This window comes from Roseateles sp., from assembly GCF_036404855.1.
Taxonomy (GTDB): Bacteria; Pseudomonadota; Gammaproteobacteria; order Burkholderiales; family Burkholderiaceae_C; genus Pelomonas.
In genome coordinates this window covers 1-17,963 of sequence record NZ_DASWYS010000055.1, presented here as the reverse complement: position 1 = coordinate 17,963, position 17,963 = coordinate 1, and the positions used below count along the sequence as shown (strand labels likewise).

General features: G+C 68.9%; 10 protein-coding genes. 4 read left to right on the top strand and 6 right to left on the bottom strand.

The window, feature by feature from the left end:
- Both VGF12_RS03980 and VGF12_RS03975 read right to left on the bottom strand, forming a co-directional pair.
- Positions 1 to 1,200 (bottom strand): transglutaminase domain-containing protein (locus VGF12_RS03980; protein ID WP_331174750.1); only part of this gene is annotated, 1,200 nt, incomplete at its 3' end.
- A 73-nt stretch (positions 1,201 to 1,273) separates the two neighbouring features.
- Positions 1,274 to 3,964 (bottom strand): alpha-1,6-glucosidase domain-containing protein, encoded by a 2,691-nt coding sequence (locus tag VGF12_RS03975; RefSeq protein WP_331174749.1) that lies wholly within the window; start codon positions 3,962 to 3,964, stop codon positions 1,274 to 1,276.
- 156 nt (positions 3,965 to 4,120) lie between these two features.
- Between VGF12_RS03975 and VGF12_RS03970 the strand changes: the two genes are divergently transcribed.
- The 4 genes from VGF12_RS03970 (at position 4,121) to VGF12_RS03955 (ending at position 9,268) form a co-directional block, all read left to right on the top strand.
- Positions 4,121 to 5,749 (top strand): alpha-amylase family glycosyl hydrolase, encoded by a 1,629-nt coding sequence (locus VGF12_RS03970; protein ID WP_331174748.1) that lies wholly within the window; start codon positions 4,121 to 4,123, stop codon positions 5,747 to 5,749.
- Positions 5,746 to 7,587 (top strand): glycoside hydrolase family 13 protein, encoded by a 1,842-nt coding sequence (locus VGF12_RS03965; RefSeq protein WP_331174747.1) that lies wholly within the window; start codon positions 5,746 to 5,748, stop codon positions 7,585 to 7,587. The genes VGF12_RS03970 and VGF12_RS03965 overlap by 4 nt, the downstream gene beginning before the upstream one ends.
- Positions 7,588 to 7,683: 96 nt before the next feature.
- Positions 7,684 to 8,589 (top strand): bifunctional GNAT family N-acetyltransferase/nucleoside diphosphate kinase regulator, encoded by a 906-nt coding sequence (locus tag VGF12_RS03960; protein WP_331174746.1) that lies wholly within the window; start codon positions 7,684 to 7,686, stop codon positions 8,587 to 8,589.
- Positions 8,590 to 8,734: 145 nt separating this feature from the next.
- On the top strand, positions 8,735 to 9,268 hold the full coding sequence (locus VGF12_RS03955; protein WP_331174745.1) for a DUF2726 domain-containing protein: 534 nt from the start codon (positions 8,735 to 8,737) through the stop codon (positions 9,266 to 9,268).
- A gap of 161 nt (positions 9,269 to 9,429) precedes the next feature.
- Here the strand turns inward: VGF12_RS03955 and malQ are convergent, their stop codons facing one another.
- From malQ to VGF12_RS03935, 4 genes are read right to left on the bottom strand one after another with little or no spacing between them, the layout of a single operon-like run.
- A complete protein-coding gene (gene malQ, locus VGF12_RS03950; RefSeq protein ID WP_331174744.1) occupies positions 9,430 to 10,941 on the bottom strand; it encodes a 4-alpha-glucanotransferase in 1,512 nt (503 codons plus the stop codon).
- Positions 10,938 to 13,028: a glycogen debranching protein GlgX gene (glgX, locus tag VGF12_RS03945; protein WP_331174743.1), complete on the bottom strand. Its 2,091-nt coding sequence runs from the start codon at positions 13,026 to 13,028 to the stop codon at positions 10,938 to 10,940. The genes malQ and glgX overlap by 4 nt, the downstream gene beginning before the upstream one ends.
- On the bottom strand, positions 13,029 to 15,206 hold the full coding sequence (gene glgB / locus VGF12_RS03940) for a 1,4-alpha-glucan branching protein GlgB (RefSeq protein WP_331174742.1): 2,178 nt from the start codon (positions 15,204 to 15,206) through the stop codon (positions 13,029 to 13,031).
- Entirely contained in the window at positions 15,206 to 17,737 is a 2,532-nt protein-coding gene (locus VGF12_RS03935; protein ID WP_331174741.1) for a glycogen/starch/alpha-glucan phosphorylase, read from the bottom strand. Before VGF12_RS03935 ends, glgB begins: the two co-directional genes overlap by 1 nt.
- Positions 17,738 to 17,963: the final 226 nt, after the last annotated feature.

Here is a 17,963-nt window from a genome sequence, read left to right as displayed (position 1 = left end):
ACTGCGCAACGGCGTGCGTTGGCGCTGCTGTTCGCGCATGTCGTTGAGCCAGGCCAGCTTGGCACCGTAGAGCTGGCGGTCCTTGACCGTCGCGCTGTTCTCCATCGCCTTGGCAATCTCGCCGCGGGCGCCGGCCAGGTCGCCCATGCCGTAATTGGCCAGGCCCAACCAGAAATGGAACTCGGGCACGTAGGCCGCGCGCGCCACTTCCTTGCGGAACAGCTGGCGGGCCGCGGCGAACTCGCCGGCTCGCATGGCCGCCACGCCCTCGTCAAAAAACTTGTAGGGCGCCACGGGCTGGAGCTGGGCGAGCTGGTTGGCGTAGACCTGGGCTTCCTCGCGGCGGCCGGTGTCGCTCAGCACGAGGACCAGGTTGGACATGGCCTGGGTGTTGGCCGGCTCGCGCTGCAGCACCAGTCGCAGCGTGGATTCGGCGCGATCGAGCAGACCCTTGCGGCGGTAGAGCACTGCCAGCGTGTTGTAGGCCGCCAGCCAGCGCGAGTCGGTCATGATGGCCGCGCGAGCCCACCAGTAGGCGTCATCGATCTGGCCTACCGTCAGCGCCTCGGCCGCCTTGTTGTTGAGGAACATCGCGAGGATGGTGGACTCCTCGACCGCACGGCTGCGGTTGTGACGCATCTGCTCCGGGGGCAGGAAGTCGATGGTCAGCAGCTCCGGATCACCGTAGACGAAAAGGGACGGCGCAGTCAGCTGCCGCGCGAGGCTGATGTTGACGTGGCCGGCAACGAAGAAGATGCCGTTGGCGCGTGTCCAGCTCTCTTCCAGATAGACGCTGTTGAAGCGCACCGGCATGCCCAGGTGGCGCGCGAAGGCCGCCGTCATCAGCACCAGCGACATGCAGTTGCCGCGCTTGGCGTCGAAGGCCTCGGCGGCCGTGCGGGTGGTCTCCGCGTCGTAGTCGAGCTGCAGCCGCCCGCGGGTGTAGAGCGCGTCGATGAGGCCATCGCGCTGGCCCTTGTGGCGGATCTCCTTGGCCATCTCCGTCTCGGCAAAGCGCAGCATGGCCGGACTCATCGCCAGCGCCTCTTGCGGATCGATGTGGACGCTGGGCGGACGGAAGGCGGTGTCGACGAAGACATCGGTGCTGGGCACCTCCTTGGGCTCGACAGCGCAGCCTGTCAGGCCGGCTCCCCCACCCAGAAGCGCCAGTGCAGTGACCAGGACATGGATGTTTCTCATGGCAGTCTCCTGTCACAAGCTTAGTCCTGCCCCGGCCTCCTGTCTTCAGTCACGCGTCCGCCTTTTCGGGGGATCACTCCAGCACGAAAACCGCCGCGCTTCGGGCCGGCACCTCGAAGCGGCCGGCCTCGAACCGCGCCCCGTCGCGCACGCGCGCATCGGCGCCCTGGCGCTGTACGGGATGCAGCACCCAGCGCGCGCCGGCCTCGTCGGGCAGCGCCAGCGCCTGCGCCGTCGGCGCGACGTTGATGAAGGTCAGCAACGCCCGGAACCCACCCAAGCCCCGCCCATCGATGCGCGTGGCGATCAGCACCGGGTTCTGGGCGGCGCCGCTGCCGGGGAAGCTGACACGCTTGCGGATCTCGGCCGCGCTCGGCAGGCGCAGCAGCGGCGTGCCGGCGCGGATCCTGAGGAGGTCGCGGAAGACGTCGCGCGCCCAGGCGATCTCGGCGGGGCCGGGCGCGATGGACGGGTCGGCCAGGCGCTCGCGGGCCAGCGCCCAGTCGCGGCCGTCACGCCCCTGATTGTCCTGCCGGGGCGGCAGGCCGGTGCCGAAGTGGTTGGTCTGGTAGCTCCAGTCCAGCCGGTTGAACCAGTCGCCGCTGTCGTAGCTGTTGCGGTCCATGCTCTTGCTGCGCAGGAGGTCCTGGCCGGCATGGAAATACGCCACGCCCTGGCTGAAGGCGACCAATGCGGCGCCCAGCATCTGCACGCGAGCGCGGTCCTCGCGCGACGTTCCCAGCGGCAGCTTGAGCACGTTGACGTCGAACAGCGTCTGGTTGTCGTGGTTTTCAACGTAGTTGACGACCTCTCCCGGCTCCGACACAAAGCCCGCAGGCTGGTCGCCATAGGGGATGGCATCGAGGCGTTTCCTCTCGCCGCGCCAGGTCGTCAGCTCGAAGCCGCGCAGCGAGCCGGCCAGGCCCACGCGGATCATGTCGGCTGCCGCCAGCAGGTCCTCGGCTCGCGCCGCGGCCAGGGCGTTGGGCGCATAGACGAGGCCGTTGAGCCACCCCTGGCGGCGCACGCTGTCGTCTCCGCCCTCGCCCGCCGAGCCACCGCGGGCCGCATCGCGGGCCCGGTCACTGAAACTGGCGATGCCGCTGCCGTTCAGGCTCAGCTGCGAAGCCTGCAGAAAACGTGCGCCGTGGGCCACCTCGCCGAAGTTCCAGCCCTCGCCCAGCAGCTGGACGGGCCGGCCGGCCTCGGCGTCGACGCGGGCCTGCAGCCGCTCCATCGCCTCGCGGGGCTGGTGGCCCATCAGGTCGAAGCGCATGGAGTCGATGCGGTACTCGCGCACCCACAGGGCCGCCGAATCGATCATCAGCTTGGCCATCATGCGGTGCTCGGTGGCGGTGTTGTCGCAGCAGGTCGAGCGCTCCACCTCGCCGCGGGCGTCGAGGCGGTGGTAATAGCCCGGCACGAGGCGGTCCAGCACCGACTTGCGGGCCTGACCGGCGGCGGCCATGTGGTTGTAGACCATGTCCATGCCCACACGCAGCCCGGCCCGGTGCAGGGCCATCACCATCTGGCGGAACTCGACGACGCGCTGCAGCGGGTCGGTCGCGTAGCTGCCCTCGGGCGTGTTGAAGTGCCAGGGGTCGTAGCCCCAGTTGAAGCAGTCTTCGGCCGCCAGGGCCATGACGGCGGCCTGCTGGGCCTCGCTGTCGGCCGGTGCGTCCGGCACCGTGGGCGTCTTGCAGCCCCGCTCGGGCACGCTGGCGAGGTCGAAGACCGGCAGCAGGTGCACGTCGGTGAGGCCCGCCCTGGCGAGGGCCTTCAGATGCCGCATGCCCAGTGACCCGGTCTCGGTGAAGGCCAGATATTTGCCGCGCCAGTCCGGGCGCACGCTCGCGTCGCTGATGGAGAAGTCGCGCACGTGCAGCTCGTAGATGACCTGGTCGGTCGCGCTCTTCATGCGTGGCGGCCGCGGCGCCGCATCCCAGCCGCGCGGCTTCAGCGCCGGCGAGGCCAGGTCGGCCACGACACTGAGCCGGGAGTCGGTCGTCAGCATGACGGCATACGGATCGGTGACGAGGTTGCGCACCCGGCCATGGGTGGGCGTGACCACGTCGACCAGGTAGCGGTAGGCCTGGCCGCTGAGGTCGCCCTTCAGCTCGGCGCGCCAGACGCCCGTGGCCGCATCGAAGTGCATGGCCTCGGCAGCGACGGCCGGGGCGTCGCCCCCCGCGTGGCGGCACAGCAGGACGCGGCTGGCCGTCGGCGCCCAGACGGCGAATCGGGTGCCGGCCCGCGCCGGATGGGCGCCCAGGTCGCCCACCCGCTCGGCAGCGGCGTAGAGGTCATCCAGCGCCCCGGCGATCTGCACGCCGGTCGACGCGATCACGCGACCATCCGCCGCCTCGTGCACGAGCAGCAACTGCCCGCGCAGCAGGGTGGCGACCGGCACGCCCTCCGCGACCGCCAGGCGTGCCCCCTCGCCGATGAAACGCAGGCGCGCCGGCAACGGCGCCGCGCTGGGCTGCAGCGCCACGGCGCCATCGCCACCCGTAACCTGCTCGCCCGGGAGCGCGCGCAGGCCGGCCGCCGCGGCATGGTGCAGGCGCACGCGCTCGCCCGGCTGCAGCTTCAATCCCGGCCACTGCAGATGACGCCCGTCCAGCCAGTAGGCCTCGGCGGCCGGCCTCACGGCGGCGGCGGGTGCGGGCACCTCGGCATTGCAGTCATCGAGGTCGGCCCCGAACGCCACGTTGGCGGTCAGCGCCAAACCTAACAGCACCGGCAGCAGGGGACGTGGGGGCATGAAGGTCTCCGTTGTTGTTCTTGGATAGTAGCAAAACTACATTCATAGAAATCACCAAGTCAAATCCACAAGGAAAGTCGCTATGCTCCGACGAGAACTACAAAGTAGTTTGATTACATAGTCGACGCTAAAGCAAGTTTTCGGACACTGCACGCCATGCCCAAGCCCCTGCTGCCCGCCCTCGCCCTCCTTGCTGCCGGCCTCGTGCAGGCGCAGGCGCAGGCGCAGATCGACATCCGCCCGGTGCCCGCCCAGCCCCGGGCGAGCACCCTGCCCGCGCACTGGCAGCACGGCGTGTTCATGGAGATCTTCGTGCGCGGCTACCAGGACAGCGACGGCGACGGCATCGGCGACCTGCGTGGCCTGACCCGGCGCCTGGACTACCTGCAAAAGCTCGGCATCAGCGGCCTGTGGCTGATGCCCATCACAGCCAGCTCCGACCACGATCACGGCTACGCGACGACCGACTACCGCGGCATCGAGCCGCAATACGGCACGCTGGCCGATTTCGATGAGCTGGTGCGCGAGGCGCACCGGCGCGGCATCGCCATCGTCATGGACTACGTCATCAACCACGCGTCCTGGCAGTTCCCACCCTTCCAGCACGCCGTGACTGACCGCACCAGCCCCTGGCGCAGCTGGTTCGTCTGGAACCCCGAGCCCGGCCCTGGCTGGGACATCTGGGGCAAATACCCCTGGTATGACGCGGCGCAGAAGCCGTGGACATGGACGGGCGAGTGGAAGGACCTGCCGCCCATCACCCCCGGCGCACCGGACATCTTCTTCGGCACCTTCGGGCCGCACATGCCCGACTTCAACCTGCGCAACCCCGCCGTCGTGCAGTACCACGAAGACTCGCTGCGCTTCTGGCTGAACCGCGGCCTCGACGGCTACCGGCTGGACGCCGTGCCCCACCTCATCGAGAACAGTGCCAAGGACTGGAACGACCAGCCTGAGAGCCGCGCGCTGACCAAGCACTTCCAGGACCTCATCAAGAGCTACCCCGGCCGCTACGTGGTCTGCGAAGCCACGGCCGAACCCATCGCCTATGGCAACCCCGACCTGTGCGGAGGCGCCTTCGCGTTCAACCAGAACTATGAGCTGATGAAGGCCGCCAAGGGCGACGCCGAAGCGGTGCAGCGCGTGGCCGGCTACTACCGGAGCATGTCGCCCACGATGGCGACCTTCCTGCACAACCACGACATCTTCACCGGCCAGCGCGTGTGGGACCAGTTGCACGGCGACGAGGCCCGCTACCGGCTCGCGGCGGCCAGCTACCTGCTGCTGCCCGGCACGCCCTTCGTCTACTACGGCGAGGAGATCGGCCAGGCCGGCATCGATGGCAAGGACCCCAGGGATGATGCGCCGCTGCGCTCGCCGATGAGCTGGACGCCCAGCAACCAGGGGCCGGGCGGCTTCTCGACGGGCCCCGCACCCTTTCGCCCGCTGTCGCTGAACCGCAGCCGCCACAACGCCGAGAGCCAGCAGCGCGAACCGGGCTCGCTGTTCAATTTCTACCGCGAGCTGATCGCGCTGCGACGAGCCTCGCCCGCGCTGACGCTGGGTCGCTACGAGGCCGACCACGTCGAGGGCCAGGTGTGGCGCTTCGAGCGCGTGCACGGGGACGAGCGCGTGCTCATCGCCATCAACTACGGCGACGCGCCTGCCGCCATCGACGTGCCGGCCGGCGCGCAAACACTCCATCCGAAGAACACCCGCGCCACGCACGGCCGCACGACGCTGCCGCCGCTATCCCTGCGCGTCTACCGACTGGCCACGCGATGAAGACCCTGATCACCCTTGCCACTGTCCTGCTGATGACCCTGCCCACGATGGCCGCCGAGACCCGCCCCGCTTCCCACCGCATCGAACCGCCCAACTGGTGGGTCGGCATGCGCGACAGCACCCTGCAGCTGATGATCCACGGCGCCGGCATCGCCGATGCGAAGCCCCAGCTGGCGCCCTATCCCGGCGTCACGCTGAAGACCAGCCATCGCGCGACCAGCCCCAACTATCTGTTCGTGGACCTCGACGTCGCGCCCGGCACCCGGCCGGGCGAGCTGACGCTGACCGTGGGCGGCCAGACGCTGCGCTACCCGCTGCTGGCCCGTGCCCCGGGTTCGGCCGAACGCCAGGGCTTCGGTCCCCGGGACGCGATCTACCTGGTCGTGCCGGACCGCTTCGCGAAGGGCGGCGACCTCGGCCGCGCCGGCATGAAGGAAGGCGTCGACCGCCAAGACCCCAACGGCCGCCACGGCGGCGACCTGGCCGGCATGCGCCGCCACCTGGACTACATCGCCGGCCTGGGCTTCACGCAGGTCTGGCCCACGCCGCTGATCGCGAACGACAGCGAGAAGTACAGCTACCACGGCTACGCGGCGACGGACTTCTACAAGATCGACCCGCGTTTCGGCACGAACGACGACTTCGGCGCCTTCGTGGCCGAGGCCCGGGCCCGGGGCGTGGGCGTCATCCAGGACATCGTGCTCAACCACATCGGCAGCGGCCATCACTGGATGGCCGACCTACCCGCGCCGGACTGGGTCAACCAGTGGCCACAGGGCTACACGGAGACCCACCACGCGCGCATGACGCTGCAGGATCCCTACGCGGCCCCCAGCGACCGCCTGCGCTTCACCGACGGCTGGTTCGTGCCCGGCATGCCCGACCTGAACCAGCGCCGCCCGGAACTGGCGACCTATCTGACACAGATGACGCTGTGGTGGATCGAGCGCTACGGCCTGTCGGGCCTGCGCACCGACACCTACTCCTACTCCGACCGCGACTTCCTGAGCCGCTGGTCGGCCCGCGTGATGCAGGAGTACCCGCACCTCAACATCGTCGGCGAGGAATGGAGCCCACATCCGGCCGTCGTCGCCTACTGGCAGCGGGGCAAGCGCAACCACGACGGCTACGTCTCGTCCACGCCCAGCATGATGGACTTCCCGATGAACTCGGGACTGCTGGCCGCACTGACTGAAGGCGACGGCGCGTTCACGGGACTGACGCGACTGCACGAAGGCCTCGCGCACGACTTCGTCTACCCCGACCCGGCCAACCTGGTCCTGTTCGACGGCAACCACGACACGCCGCGGCTGTTCTCGCTGCTCAAGCGGGACGTGGGCCTGACCCAACTGGCACTGGCCTACATCGCGACGACGCGCCGCATCCCGCAGCTGTTCTACGGCAGCGAGATCCTGATGGAGAGCCCGGTGGAGCGCGATGACGGCAAGGTGCGCGGCGATATGCCGGGCGGCTGGCCCGGCGACACCGTCAGCGCCTTCACCGGCGCGGGCCTGACCGCCGAACAGCGCGACATGCAGGACTGGGTACGCCGCCTGTTCAACTGGCGCAAGGGCGAGCGCCTCATCCACGATGGCGCGCTGATGCAGTACGCGCCAGTGGACGGTGTCTACGTGTTCTTCCGCTACGACGCAGGCCGCACCATCATGGTGGTACTGAACAAGACCGACAAGCCGGTGGCCGTGTCCATCGCCCGCTTCCCGGAACGCGTGGCCGTCGGCGCGCGGGCACGGGACGTGCTCAGTGGCGAACAACGGACCCTGGGCGAACACCTGACCGCGCCGGCGCGCAGGCCGCTGATCCTGGAGATCGGGCGCTGACGGGGCACACCGCCTACAATCGGGGCTCTCCCGAAAGAACCGTCGTCGCCGTCGTGGCCATGAAAGGCTTTCATTCTTGCAACCCTTGTGGTGAAGATGAACAAGCCTTTCATATCGCTGTGCCCCGAGATCACCCGCGACCACGCCTTCACGCTGATGGACTGGCTGGAGGACGAGGACGTCACCCGCTACCTGAGCGATTCGCGCCACGTCTCGCGCTTCATCGAGCAACTCGTGGGCCGGGTCCAGTTGCCCATCCTGACGCATCTGTTCAACCAGGGCGGCCGGTTCTTCATGGCCTGCGACCAGCATGACGTGCCCGTGGGTTTCGTCCGCCTGATCAAGACCGGGCCGGTCTGCGAGATGGTCCTCGTCATCGGCGACCGCACCAACTGGGGCCGACACCTCGGCACCAGTACGCTCCGCGAGGCCATGAAGCTGGCCTTCTTCGACATGGGGGCCGAGAAGCTCATCGCCAAGATCCACGCTGACAACACGCGTTCGCTGAAGACCTTCCAGCGCTGCGGCTTCCAGCTCGCCAGCGAGACCCCCACGCTGAGAACGTTCGCCGCCATGCGGGAGCACTGCCTTGCGCTGTTGCGCGAGGACCCGGCGACGGACCCGGCCACCATCTACATCACCGAGATCGACCGGATCCGGCTGCGCAGCCTCATCGCCCGCGAGCCCGACCATGCCGACCTGGCGCACGAGGTCGAGCGCGCCGTCGTGGTCGCCCCGCAGCAGGTGGCGCGCGATGTGGTCACGATGAATTCGCGGGCCAGGCTGCGGCTGGACGACGAGGACCTCGAGGTGACGCTGGTGTATCCGCAGGACGCGGACGGCAGTAGATCCAGGCTGTCGATCTGTTCGCCCATCGGCACCGCCATCCTGGGCTACCGTGAGGGTGACGTCATCGACTGGCGCGTGCCCGACCGGACCTGCCGTGTCCAGATCGGCAAGCTGCTCTACCAGCCGGAAGCCGCAGGCGACTTTCACCTGTAGGACTGTTCTGCTTGCGGCGTCGCCAATGGGCCGGCTGACGCCAAGTACGCCACCGATGGCCCCGCGGCGCCCGTCGCTTGCAGCGAATCCCGCCCCCACAATCTGACGCCGCCGTCGGTGGACACGGCGCGCCCCGTGGAGAGCCATGACCAAAGAACTGCTGCTAATAGTGCTGCTTGCCGTCGCCGTGTCAATCGCGGCCGCGGTGCTCAAGGGGGGACGCCGCCGCGCCACGGGCAACGTCCGCCAGAAGAAGCTGCTGACCGAGCGCGAGCAACCGATGTTCTTCCGACTGCAGCAGGCGTTCCCGGACGACGTCGTGCTGAGCCAGGTCGCATTCTCGGCCCTGCTCACCGCCAAGGACCTGCCCACGCGCTCCACCTTCAACCGCAAGGTGGCCGACTTCGTCGTGGCCACCAAGGCGTTCGAAGTGCTGGCCGTCATCGAGCTCGACGACAACAGCCACAAGAGCCGCGAGGAGCATGATGGCCGGCGCGACCAGCTGCTGGAGCGAGCCGGCTACCGCGTCCTGCGCTTCAAGCACGTGCCTGACGTTGACGGCGTCCGCCGCGCGGTGCGCCCGCCGGCGTCGTTGACCCGCACTGCGACACCGACGGGAACACCTGGAGCGGCAGGCAAAGCCGCTCGACCTGGCCGACCGATTGACCAAAGCCGTTGATGGCGGCGCCGACCTGGCAGACGCCAGCCCCTCGCTTCATGGCGGGCGGCGTGGTGTCAAATGCCCTCTGGCATTGTCTGCGCCGCGTGCGGTGAATGAGACCGGCAAGGCCGCGTGGGCGATCCCGTTCTCGCCGCCCCCAAGGCCGTCGCGCCGACCGGTCAGCCCGGCAGCTTCAGCAACCCGAAAGGCCCCCGCCCCGCCGCTGCCGTTATCAGCCCCAGCACGCGCGTGGGTTCGCTGCCCAGCCAGTCCCAGCGGAAGCGCCAGCCCCAGTTGCCGCCCAGCACGCCGGGGATGTTCATGCGGTGGGCACTGCCCAGGCCCAACACGTCCTGCAGGGGATAGATGGCCGTGTTGGCCACCGAGTTGGCACAGGCGCGGATCATGGCCCAGTGCACGTCGTGCTCGCCACAGGCGAGGTAGGAGCCGGCAAAGGCGCGCTCGCGCGGCTTGGCCTGGTCCCACCAGCCGCGCACCGTGTCGTTGTCATGCGTGCCGGTGTAGGCCACCGAGGCCCTGGGCCACATGTGGGGCAGGAACTCGTGGTCGGCTTCGGCGCCGAAGGCGAACTGCAGGATCTTCATGCCGGGGAAGCCACAGCCGTCGCGCAGCGCATGCACGTCGTCGGTAATGAAGCCCAGATCCTCGGCCACGATGGGCAGCTCACCCAAGGCCGACCTGATGGCGTCGAACAAGGCCATGCCCGGGCCGGTGACCCAGCGGCCGCGCGTGGCGTCGGGGCTGTCACCGGGAATCTCGTAATAGCCGGCAAAGCCGCGGAAGTGGTCGATGCGAAAGACGTCCGCCTGGCTCAGCGCGCGGCGGATCCGGGCCGTCCACCAGGCATAGTTTTCCTCGGCCATCCGGTCCCAGCGATAGAGCGGATTGCCCCAGCGCTGACCCAGCGGGCCGAGGTCGTCGGGCGGGACGCCCGCGACCACGGTGGTCTGGAAATCCTCGTCCAGCGCGTACAGGTCGGGGCGCGACCAGCAGTCGGCGCTGTCATGGGCGACAAAGATGGGCAAGTCGCCCATGAGGTTCACGCCGCGCGCATTGGCGTAGGCCTTCAGCGCGCCGGCCTGCACATCGAACTGCCACTGCACGAACTGCCAGAAGGCGATCTCGTCCGCGTAGGCCTGGCGCGCTTCGGCCAGGGCCTCGGGCTCGCGCCGCTTGAGGCCGTCGGCCCAGGTCCACCACGGCTGGCCGTTCAGCGGCGAGCGGATGGCCATGAAGAGGGCGTAGTCGTCCAGCCAGTCCCGCTGGGACTCGCACCAGGCGGCCAAGACCTGGCGGTCCTGCGCACTGGCGCTGGCGAGGAAACCGGCGGCGGCGGCGCGGAGTTGCTGCTCGCGCCAGGGCGTGACGCAGCCGTAGTCAACCTGCTCGCCATTGAACTGCGGCACGTCCGGCGCCGCCAGCCAGCCTTTGGCGATCAGCGGCTCCAGCGCCACCATCCAGGGGCTGCCCGCAAACGCCGACACACCCTGGTAGGGACTGTCGCCAGGGCCGATGGGCGTGGTCGGGAGCAGCTGCCAGACGCGCTGGCCGGCGGCCTGCAGCCAGTCGACGAAACGGAAAGCGTCCGGGCCGAAGTCGCCCATGCCGTGCGGGCCGGGCAGCGAGGTGATGTGCAGCAGCACACCGGAGGAGCGTTGGTTCAGGTTCATGTCGGTGCGTGCCGAAGGACGAGAAGGGAGCGGGCCGGCACGTTGAGCGGCTGGCCGGGAAGAAGGAGGGGCGCGCCGGATTCGCCGCTGCTGTCCAGCACCAGCCGCCAGGGGCCGTTGCAGAGCAGGAAGGGCAGCGCTGCCGGGTCGGGGTTGAAGACGATCATCAGCCGCGGCCGGGGCGCGTCGGCCTCGCGCAGCTGGGCGCCGAACGCGCGCTGACCGGCGTCGTGCCAGTCGTGGGGGCCCATCTCGTGGCCACTGGGGGCATACCAGGCGACGCTGGCCTGCGACGGCCCACTGGCGAACCAGCGCGGGTGGCGCAGCAGCGGCTCGGCTGCACGCAGGGCCAGCGCCTGCGCGACCAGCTCCGTCATGCGGCCGTCGGCCTCGGTCCAATTCAGCCAGGTGGTGGGGTTGTCCTGGCAATATGCGTTGTTGTTGCCGCCCTGGCTGTTGGCGATCTCGTCGCCGGCGCACAGCATGGGCGTGCCCTGGGCCAGCAGCAGCGTTGCCAGCAGTGCGCGGCGCACGCGCTCGCGAGTCGCGTTGATGGCGGCATCCCCGGTCGGACCTTCCGCGCCGAAGTTCGCGCACAGCTCGCCATCGCGGCCGTCGCGGTTGTCCTCGCCATTGGCGTGGTTGTGCTTGGTGGAATAGCTGGTCAGGTCGGCCAGCGTGAAGCCATCGTGCACGGCGACGAAATTGATCGAGGCCGTGGGCAGGCGCTGACCGTGGTGGAAGACGTCGCTGGACCCCATGAAGCGCCGCGCCAGCTCGCCGCGGCCGACGCCGGGTCCAACCCCCAGCCAGTAGCCGCGCACCGCGTCGCGGAACTTGTCGTTCCACTCCAGGAAGCGGCCGGGGAAGCGGCCGAGCTGGTAGCCGTCGTAGGCGGCGTCCCAGGGTTCGGCGATGAGATGCACGCCGGCCAGCACCGGGTCCTGCCGCAGTGCGGTGAAGAAGGCTGCATTGGGGTCGTAGCCCTGATGGGTGCGGCCCAGCACCGGCGCGAGGTCGAAGCGGAAGCCGTCCACGCCCATCTCCGCCACCCAGTACCGCAGCGAATCCAGCACGAACTGCGTCACGCGCGGGTGGGCGCAGTTCACGGTGTTGCCGCAGCCGGTCAGGTTCTCGTTGCGGCTGCGGTCCTCGGCCACCAGTCGGTACCAGGTCGCGTTGTCCAGGCCACGCAAGGACAGCGTCGGGCCGAACTCGTTGCCCTCCGGCGTGTGGTTGTAGACCACGTCCATCACCACCTCCAGCCCGGCCTCGTGCAGAGCGTCCACCATGCGGCGGAACTCGGCGGCGACGGCCGTCGGGTCGTGGCGCTGCGAGGCCTGCGCCCAGCGCGGGTCCGGGCAGAAGAAGCCCAGCGTGTTGTAGCCCCAGTAGTTGTGCAGCCCGCGCTCGGCAAGGTGCGGCTCGGCGATGCAGTACTGCACCGGCAGCAGCGACAGCGTCGTCACGCCCAGGCGCCGGAAATGGGCGATGGACGTGGGATGGGCCAGGCCGGCATAGGTGCCGCGCAAGTCCTCGGGCACGCCGGGCAGTTGCTGCGAAAAACCCTTGACGTGAACCTCGTACAGCACCACGTCGCTGGCCGCCCGCCGCGGCCGGTGGGCGCGCAACGCAGGCGACGGCGCCAGGTTGGGGGCCACTCGGGCCTTGAGCGCCTGCGTCGCGTTGTCACGCGTGTCGAGCGAGCGCGGGCCGTCCGGGTGGCCCAGCTCGTAGCCGTGGTGCTCGGCGCGCCAGGCGAAGTGGCCGACGATCTCACGGGCCCACGGGTCCAGCAGCAGCTTGTGCGGGTTGAAGCGATGCCCCCGCTCCGGCGCATAGGGGCCGTGAGCGCGCAGGCCGTAAACCAGACCCGGGCCGACGCCGGGCAGGAAGCCGTGGAAGACGCCGTCGAACGGGCCGTCCAGCGCGTAGCGGCGCAGCTCGCGCTGGCCTTCGGCGTCGAACACGCACAGCTCGATGCGCGTCGCGTGCTCGCTAGCCACTGCGAAGTTGACGCCGCCGTCGCGGGCGAGCGCCCCCAGCGGCTCGTGCCAGCCGGGTTGCAGGTCAGGCAGGTGGCCCATTCAGATCGGCACGAAGAACAGCGTGGCCAGCGGCGGCAGGTTGATGGTGATGGACAGGCGCCGGCCGTGGGCCGGCTGCGCCTGCACCGGCAGCCCCGCGGCCGCAACGCCGTTGCCCATGTTGCTGCCACCGTAGTAGGCCGAATCGGTGTTCAGCGCCTCGCGCCAGGCCGTGACGCCGTCCGGCACGCCCAGCGAGTAGCCCTCGCGCGGCACCGGGGTCATGTTGCAGACCACCAGCACCATGCGGCCCGTGCCGTCGCGGCGCACCCAGGCGTAGATGGAGTGCTCGGCGTCGTGCGAGCTGATCCACTCGAAGCCGCCGCTCTCGCAGTCCAGCCGGTGCAGCGCCGAGTGCTCCCGGTAGACCTTGTTGAGGTCGCGCACCAGCCGCTGCACGCCCGCATGGCGGTCGTCCTCCAGCAGCCCCCAGGGCAGCGCCTCGGCATGGCTCCACTCCTGGCGCTGGGCGAACTCCTGGCCCATGAAGAGCAGCTTCTTGCCGGGGTGACCCCACATGAAGCCGTAGTAGGCGCGCAGGTTGGCGAACTTCTGCCAGTCGTCGCCCGGCATCTTGCTGAGCATGGAGCCCTTGCCGTGCACCACCTCATCATGCGAGATGGGTAGCATGAAGTTCTCGCTGAACGCGTAGATCAGTCCGAAGGTCATCTTGTCGTGATGCCAGCGGCGATTGATCGGATCCTCCGCCATGTAGCGCAAGGTGTCGTTCATCCAGCCCATGTTCCACTTGTAGTGAAAGCCCAGGCCGCCGGCGTAGGTGGGCGCCGAGACGCCGGGGAAGCTGGTGCTTTCCTCGGCCACGGTGATCGCACCTTCGATCTCGCCGACATGCTCGTTCATCTCGCGCAGCATGGAGATGGCCTCGAGGTTCTCGCGGCCGCCGCGGAGGTTGGGGATCCACTGCCCCTCGGGCCGCGAATAGTCGCGGTAGAGCATGCTGGCCACGGCGTCCACGCGCAGCCCGTCCACGCCCCAGCGCTCGATCCAGTACAGCGCGCTGCCGACCAGGAACTCGCGCACTTCCGTGCGGCCGAAGTTGTAGATCAGCGTGTTCCAGTCGCGATGAAAGCCTTCCTTGGGGTCGGCGTACTCATAGAGGCGCGTGCCGTCGAACTCGGCCAGACCGTGGTCATCCATCGGGAAGTGCGCCGGCACCCAGTCCAGCAGCAGGCCCAGGCCCTGGTCGTGGCAGGCCTTGACGAAGCGCGCGAAGCCCTCGGGCGGGCCGAAGCGGGCGCTGGGGGCGTACATGCCCAGCGTCTGATAGCCCCACGAACCGTCGAAGGGATGCTCGGTGACCGGCATCAGTTGCACATGCGTGAAGCCCATGTCGGCCGCGTAGGCCGGGAGGTGGGCGGCGAGTTCGTCCCACGTGGGGAAGTCGCCCGCCACGCCGCGGCGCCAGGAGGCGGCATGCACCTCGTAGACGCTGATGGCGGCATGGCGCTGGTTTGCGCGTTCACGCTGGCGCGGCAGCGGCGTGGGCTCGGGCAGCGGCGCGACGATGCTGGCCGTTTCCGGTCGCAGCTGCGCGCGGCGGGCATACGGGTCGGCCTTCAACGGCAGCAGCGCGCCATTGCCGTTGACGATCTCGAACTTGTAGAGGTCGCCCTCGCCCGCATGCGGCACGAAGATCTCCCACACGCCGGCCGCGTGACGCAACCGCATCGGGTGGCGGCGGCCGTCCCAGTTGTTGAAGCTGCCGACGACGCTGACCCGCCGTGCGTTGGGTGCCCAGGTCGCGAAGCGCACCCCGCTGACGTCGCCGTGCCGGACGAGATGCGCGCCCAGGCTCAGCCAGGGCCGGAAGTTGCGTCCTTCGGCAAAGGCCTTCAGGTCCTCGTCGGCCAGTTGCGGGTAGAAGGCGTAGGGATCGGCATAGACGCCCTCCCCGCCCCCCAGCCAGCGGACGCACAGCCGATAGTCGAAGCGGTGCTTGCGACGCGGCACCTGCGCCTCGAAGAAACCGGCGCGCCGCTGCGCCAGCTCGACGATGTGCTTGCCGCTGCCGGCATCGACCAGCGCTACGTCCGCCGCGCCGGGCAACAGCGCGCGCACCCAAAGCTTCCCCGCCTCGTCCACATGCAGCCCCAGCCGGGAGAAGGGGTCGGCATGGCGGCCTGCCAGCAGGGCGTCGAGGTCGGTGTCGTGCAGCATCAATTCAGCGATTTGACGGACCAGACACGATCCACGTACTCGGCGATCGTGCGATCGGACGAGAACGCGCCCATGCCGGCGATGTTGAGCAGCGCACGCTCAGCCCAGGCACTGCGGTCGGCAAACAGCGCATCGACCTTGGACTGGGTGGCGACATAGTCTGCGAAATCAGCCATCAGCAGGTAAACGTCGCGGTGCAGCAGGCTGTCGACGAGCTGCCGGTAGCGTTCGGTGTCCCCATTGCTGAAGACACCGGCCGAGATGGCGTCGATGACGCGCTTGAGCTGGCGATTCTCTTCGACATACAGCTTCGGGTCGTAGCCCAGTTGCTTGATCTTGGCGACCGCGTCGGCACGCAGGCCGAAGACGAACATGTTGTCCGTGCCCATGGCCTCGGCCATCTCGATGTTGGCGCCATCCCAGGTGCCGATGGTGAGCGCGCCGTTCATGCCGAACTTCATGTTGCCGGTGCCCGAGGCTTCGGTGCCCGCGGTGGAGATCTGCTCGGACAGGTCGGCCGCCGGGATGATGCTCTCGGCCAGCGAGACGCCGTAGTTGGGCAGGAACACCAGCTTCAGCCGGTCGCCCACGCGCGGGTCGCTGTTGACGACGCGGGCCACGTCGTGGGCCAGGCGCACGATGCTCTTGGCCATCTGGTAGGCCGAGGCGGCCTTGCCGGCGATGATGACGGTACGGGGCACCCAGTGCTCATCGGGCTTGTCGCGGATGGCCTGGTAGCGGGCGATGACGTGCAGCAGGTTGAGCAGTTGGCGCTTGTACTCGTGGATGCGCTTGATCTGGATGTCGAACAGGCTGTCGACATTCACCGCCAGCCCCAGCTCGCGGCGGATGACGGCGGCCAGGCGCTCCTTGTTGGCCCGCTTGACGGCCAGGAACTCCTCGCCCAGCTCGCGGTGGGCGGCCAGGGGCTTGAGCTCGGCCAGTTCGGCCAGGTCCTTGCGCCAGCCATCGCCGATGCGCCCGTCCAGCAGCGCGGACAGCGCCGGGTTGGCCTGCTGCAGCCAGCGGCGCGGCGTGACGCCGTTGGTGACGTTGTGGAAGCGCTCCGGCCAGATGCGGGCGTAGTCGGCGAAGATGGTCTGCACCATCAGCTCCGAATGCAGCGCGGCCACACCGTTCACGCGATGGGACGCCACCAGCGCCAGCGATGCCATGCGCACACGGCGCTCGCCATGTCCGTGCGGGCCCTGGCTGCCCTCGTCGATCAGCGAGACGCGCGAGGCCAGCCCGTGGTCGTCGGGGAAGCGAACCTTCAGCGTTTCCAGGAAGCGGTGGTTGATCTCGTAGATGATCTCGAGATGGCGCGGCAACAGGTGCTCGAACATGCGCACCGGCCAGCTCTCCAGTGCCTCGGGCATGAGCGTGTGGTTGGTGTAGGCCACCGCCTGGCGCGTGATCTTCCAGGCCTCGTCCCAGCCCAGGCCATGCTCGTCCAGCAGCAGGCGCATCAGCTCGGCGGGCGCCAGCGCCGGATGGGTGTCGTTGAGATGGATGGCGTTGGTGCGACCCAGGTTGTGCAATGAACCGAATTCGCGCAGATGCCGGGCGATGAGGTCCTGCAGCGAGGCGCTGACGAGGAACGCCTCCTGCTTGAGGCGCAGCTCGCGCCCCTGCTCGGTGGAATCGTCGGGGTAGAGCACCCAGTTCAGCGCATCGGCCAGCACCTGGTGCCGGGCGGCGCGAACGTGGTCGCCATCGCAGAAGGGCTTGAACTCGATGGGCGCGGCCATGGCCTGCCACTGGCGCAGCGTGGATACGCGCTCGCCATGGTGGGCCGGCACGATGAAGTCGAAGGCCTGGGCCTCGATGCTGTCGGCCGGCAGCCAGCGGCGAACGCCGGAGGCATCCACCTCGACACGGCCGCCGAAGCCCACCAGGTAGCGCAGGTCGTGGCGCGGCAACTCCCAGGCGGGCGAGTCGCGCATCCAGTCGTCGGGCTGCTCCATCTGGCGCCCCTGCTGGATGGCCTGGGCGAACATGCCATAGCGGTAGCGCAGGCCGTAGCCGAAGGACGGCAGCGCCAGCTCGGCGAAGCTGTCCAAGAAGCAGGCGGCCAGGCGTCCCAGGCCGCCGTTGCCGAGCGCGGCATCGGGCTCGCGCTCCAGCACGTCGCCCAGCGACACGCCCTGCTCTGCCAGCCGCGCCTCCAGCGGCTGCGTGAGCTTCAGCGCGGCCAGTGCATTGGAAAGCGCGCGGCCCATCAGGAACTCCATCGACAGGTAGTGCACGCGGCGCACGGGCGCCTTGTCGCCACGTTGCGCGTCGGCGGCCTGGGTGGCGGCCCAGCGGCGGGCGAGCGTCTCGCGGCAGGCGATGGCCGCGGCATGCAGCGCGGCCTGGGGCGTGACGCCGTGGCTGGACTGGGACAGCTCGCGCGCGTAGGCCGCCTCGAAGGCCGCGCGCAGGGCCTGGTCTTCAGGGGTGAGTGCGGGCTGCTTTTTCATCGCGGTGGCGGCCTTGAGCTTGCGTTGGACAGGCAGCGCGGAGCTGAGGCGGGTTGGGGTGTTCATCAGTGCCGACCCCCAGCGACGGGGGCAAGAATGCTACCCAAGCGGCAGCGCTGGCCGAAGTATCGAACAGCCTCGGCCTCTCGTGTAGTTTGACTACATCGGGAAAACCCGACAATTTTTCCAAATGATTGATCCATAAGGGTTTCATTGGAAAACAAGCGGGTCAGTGCTGTTGTTTCACGTCGAGCAGGAATGTATATTGTCTACAAACACGGGCCAAGACTAG

What these genes read in the sequence shown, in the direction of transcription:
- VGF12_RS03975 (WP_331174749.1), bottom strand. Translation starts at nt 3,964, where the DNA reads ATGCCCCCACGTCCCCTGCTGCCGGTGCTGTTAGGTTTGGCGCTGACC.
- VGF12_RS03970 (WP_331174748.1), top strand. Translation starts at nt 4,121, where the DNA reads ATGCCCAAGCCCCTGCTGCCCGCCCTCGCCCTCCTTGCTGCCGGCCTC.
- VGF12_RS03965 (WP_331174747.1), top strand. Translation starts at nt 5,746, where the DNA reads ATGAAGACCCTGATCACCCTTGCCACTGTCCTGCTGATGACCCTGCCC.
- VGF12_RS03960 (WP_331174746.1), top strand. Translation starts at nt 7,684, where the DNA reads ATGAACAAGCCTTTCATATCGCTGTGCCCCGAGATCACCCGCGACCAC.
- VGF12_RS03955 (WP_331174745.1), top strand. Translation starts at nt 8,735, where the DNA reads ATGACCAAAGAACTGCTGCTAATAGTGCTGCTTGCCGTCGCCGTGTCA.
- malQ (WP_331174744.1), bottom strand. Translation starts at nt 10,941, where the DNA reads ATGAACCTGAACCAACGCTCCTCCGGTGTGCTGCTGCACATCACCTCG.
- glgX (WP_331174743.1), bottom strand. Translation starts at nt 13,028, where the DNA reads ATGGGCCACCTGCCTGACCTGCAACCCGGCTGGCACGAGCCGCTGGGG.
- glgB (WP_331174742.1), bottom strand. Translation starts at nt 15,206, where the DNA reads ATGCTGCACGACACCGACCTCGACGCCCTGCTGGCAGGCCGCCATGCC.
- VGF12_RS03935 (WP_331174741.1), bottom strand. Translation starts at nt 17,737, where the DNA reads ATGAACACCCCAACCCGCCTCAGCTCCGCGCTGCCTGTCCAACGCAAG.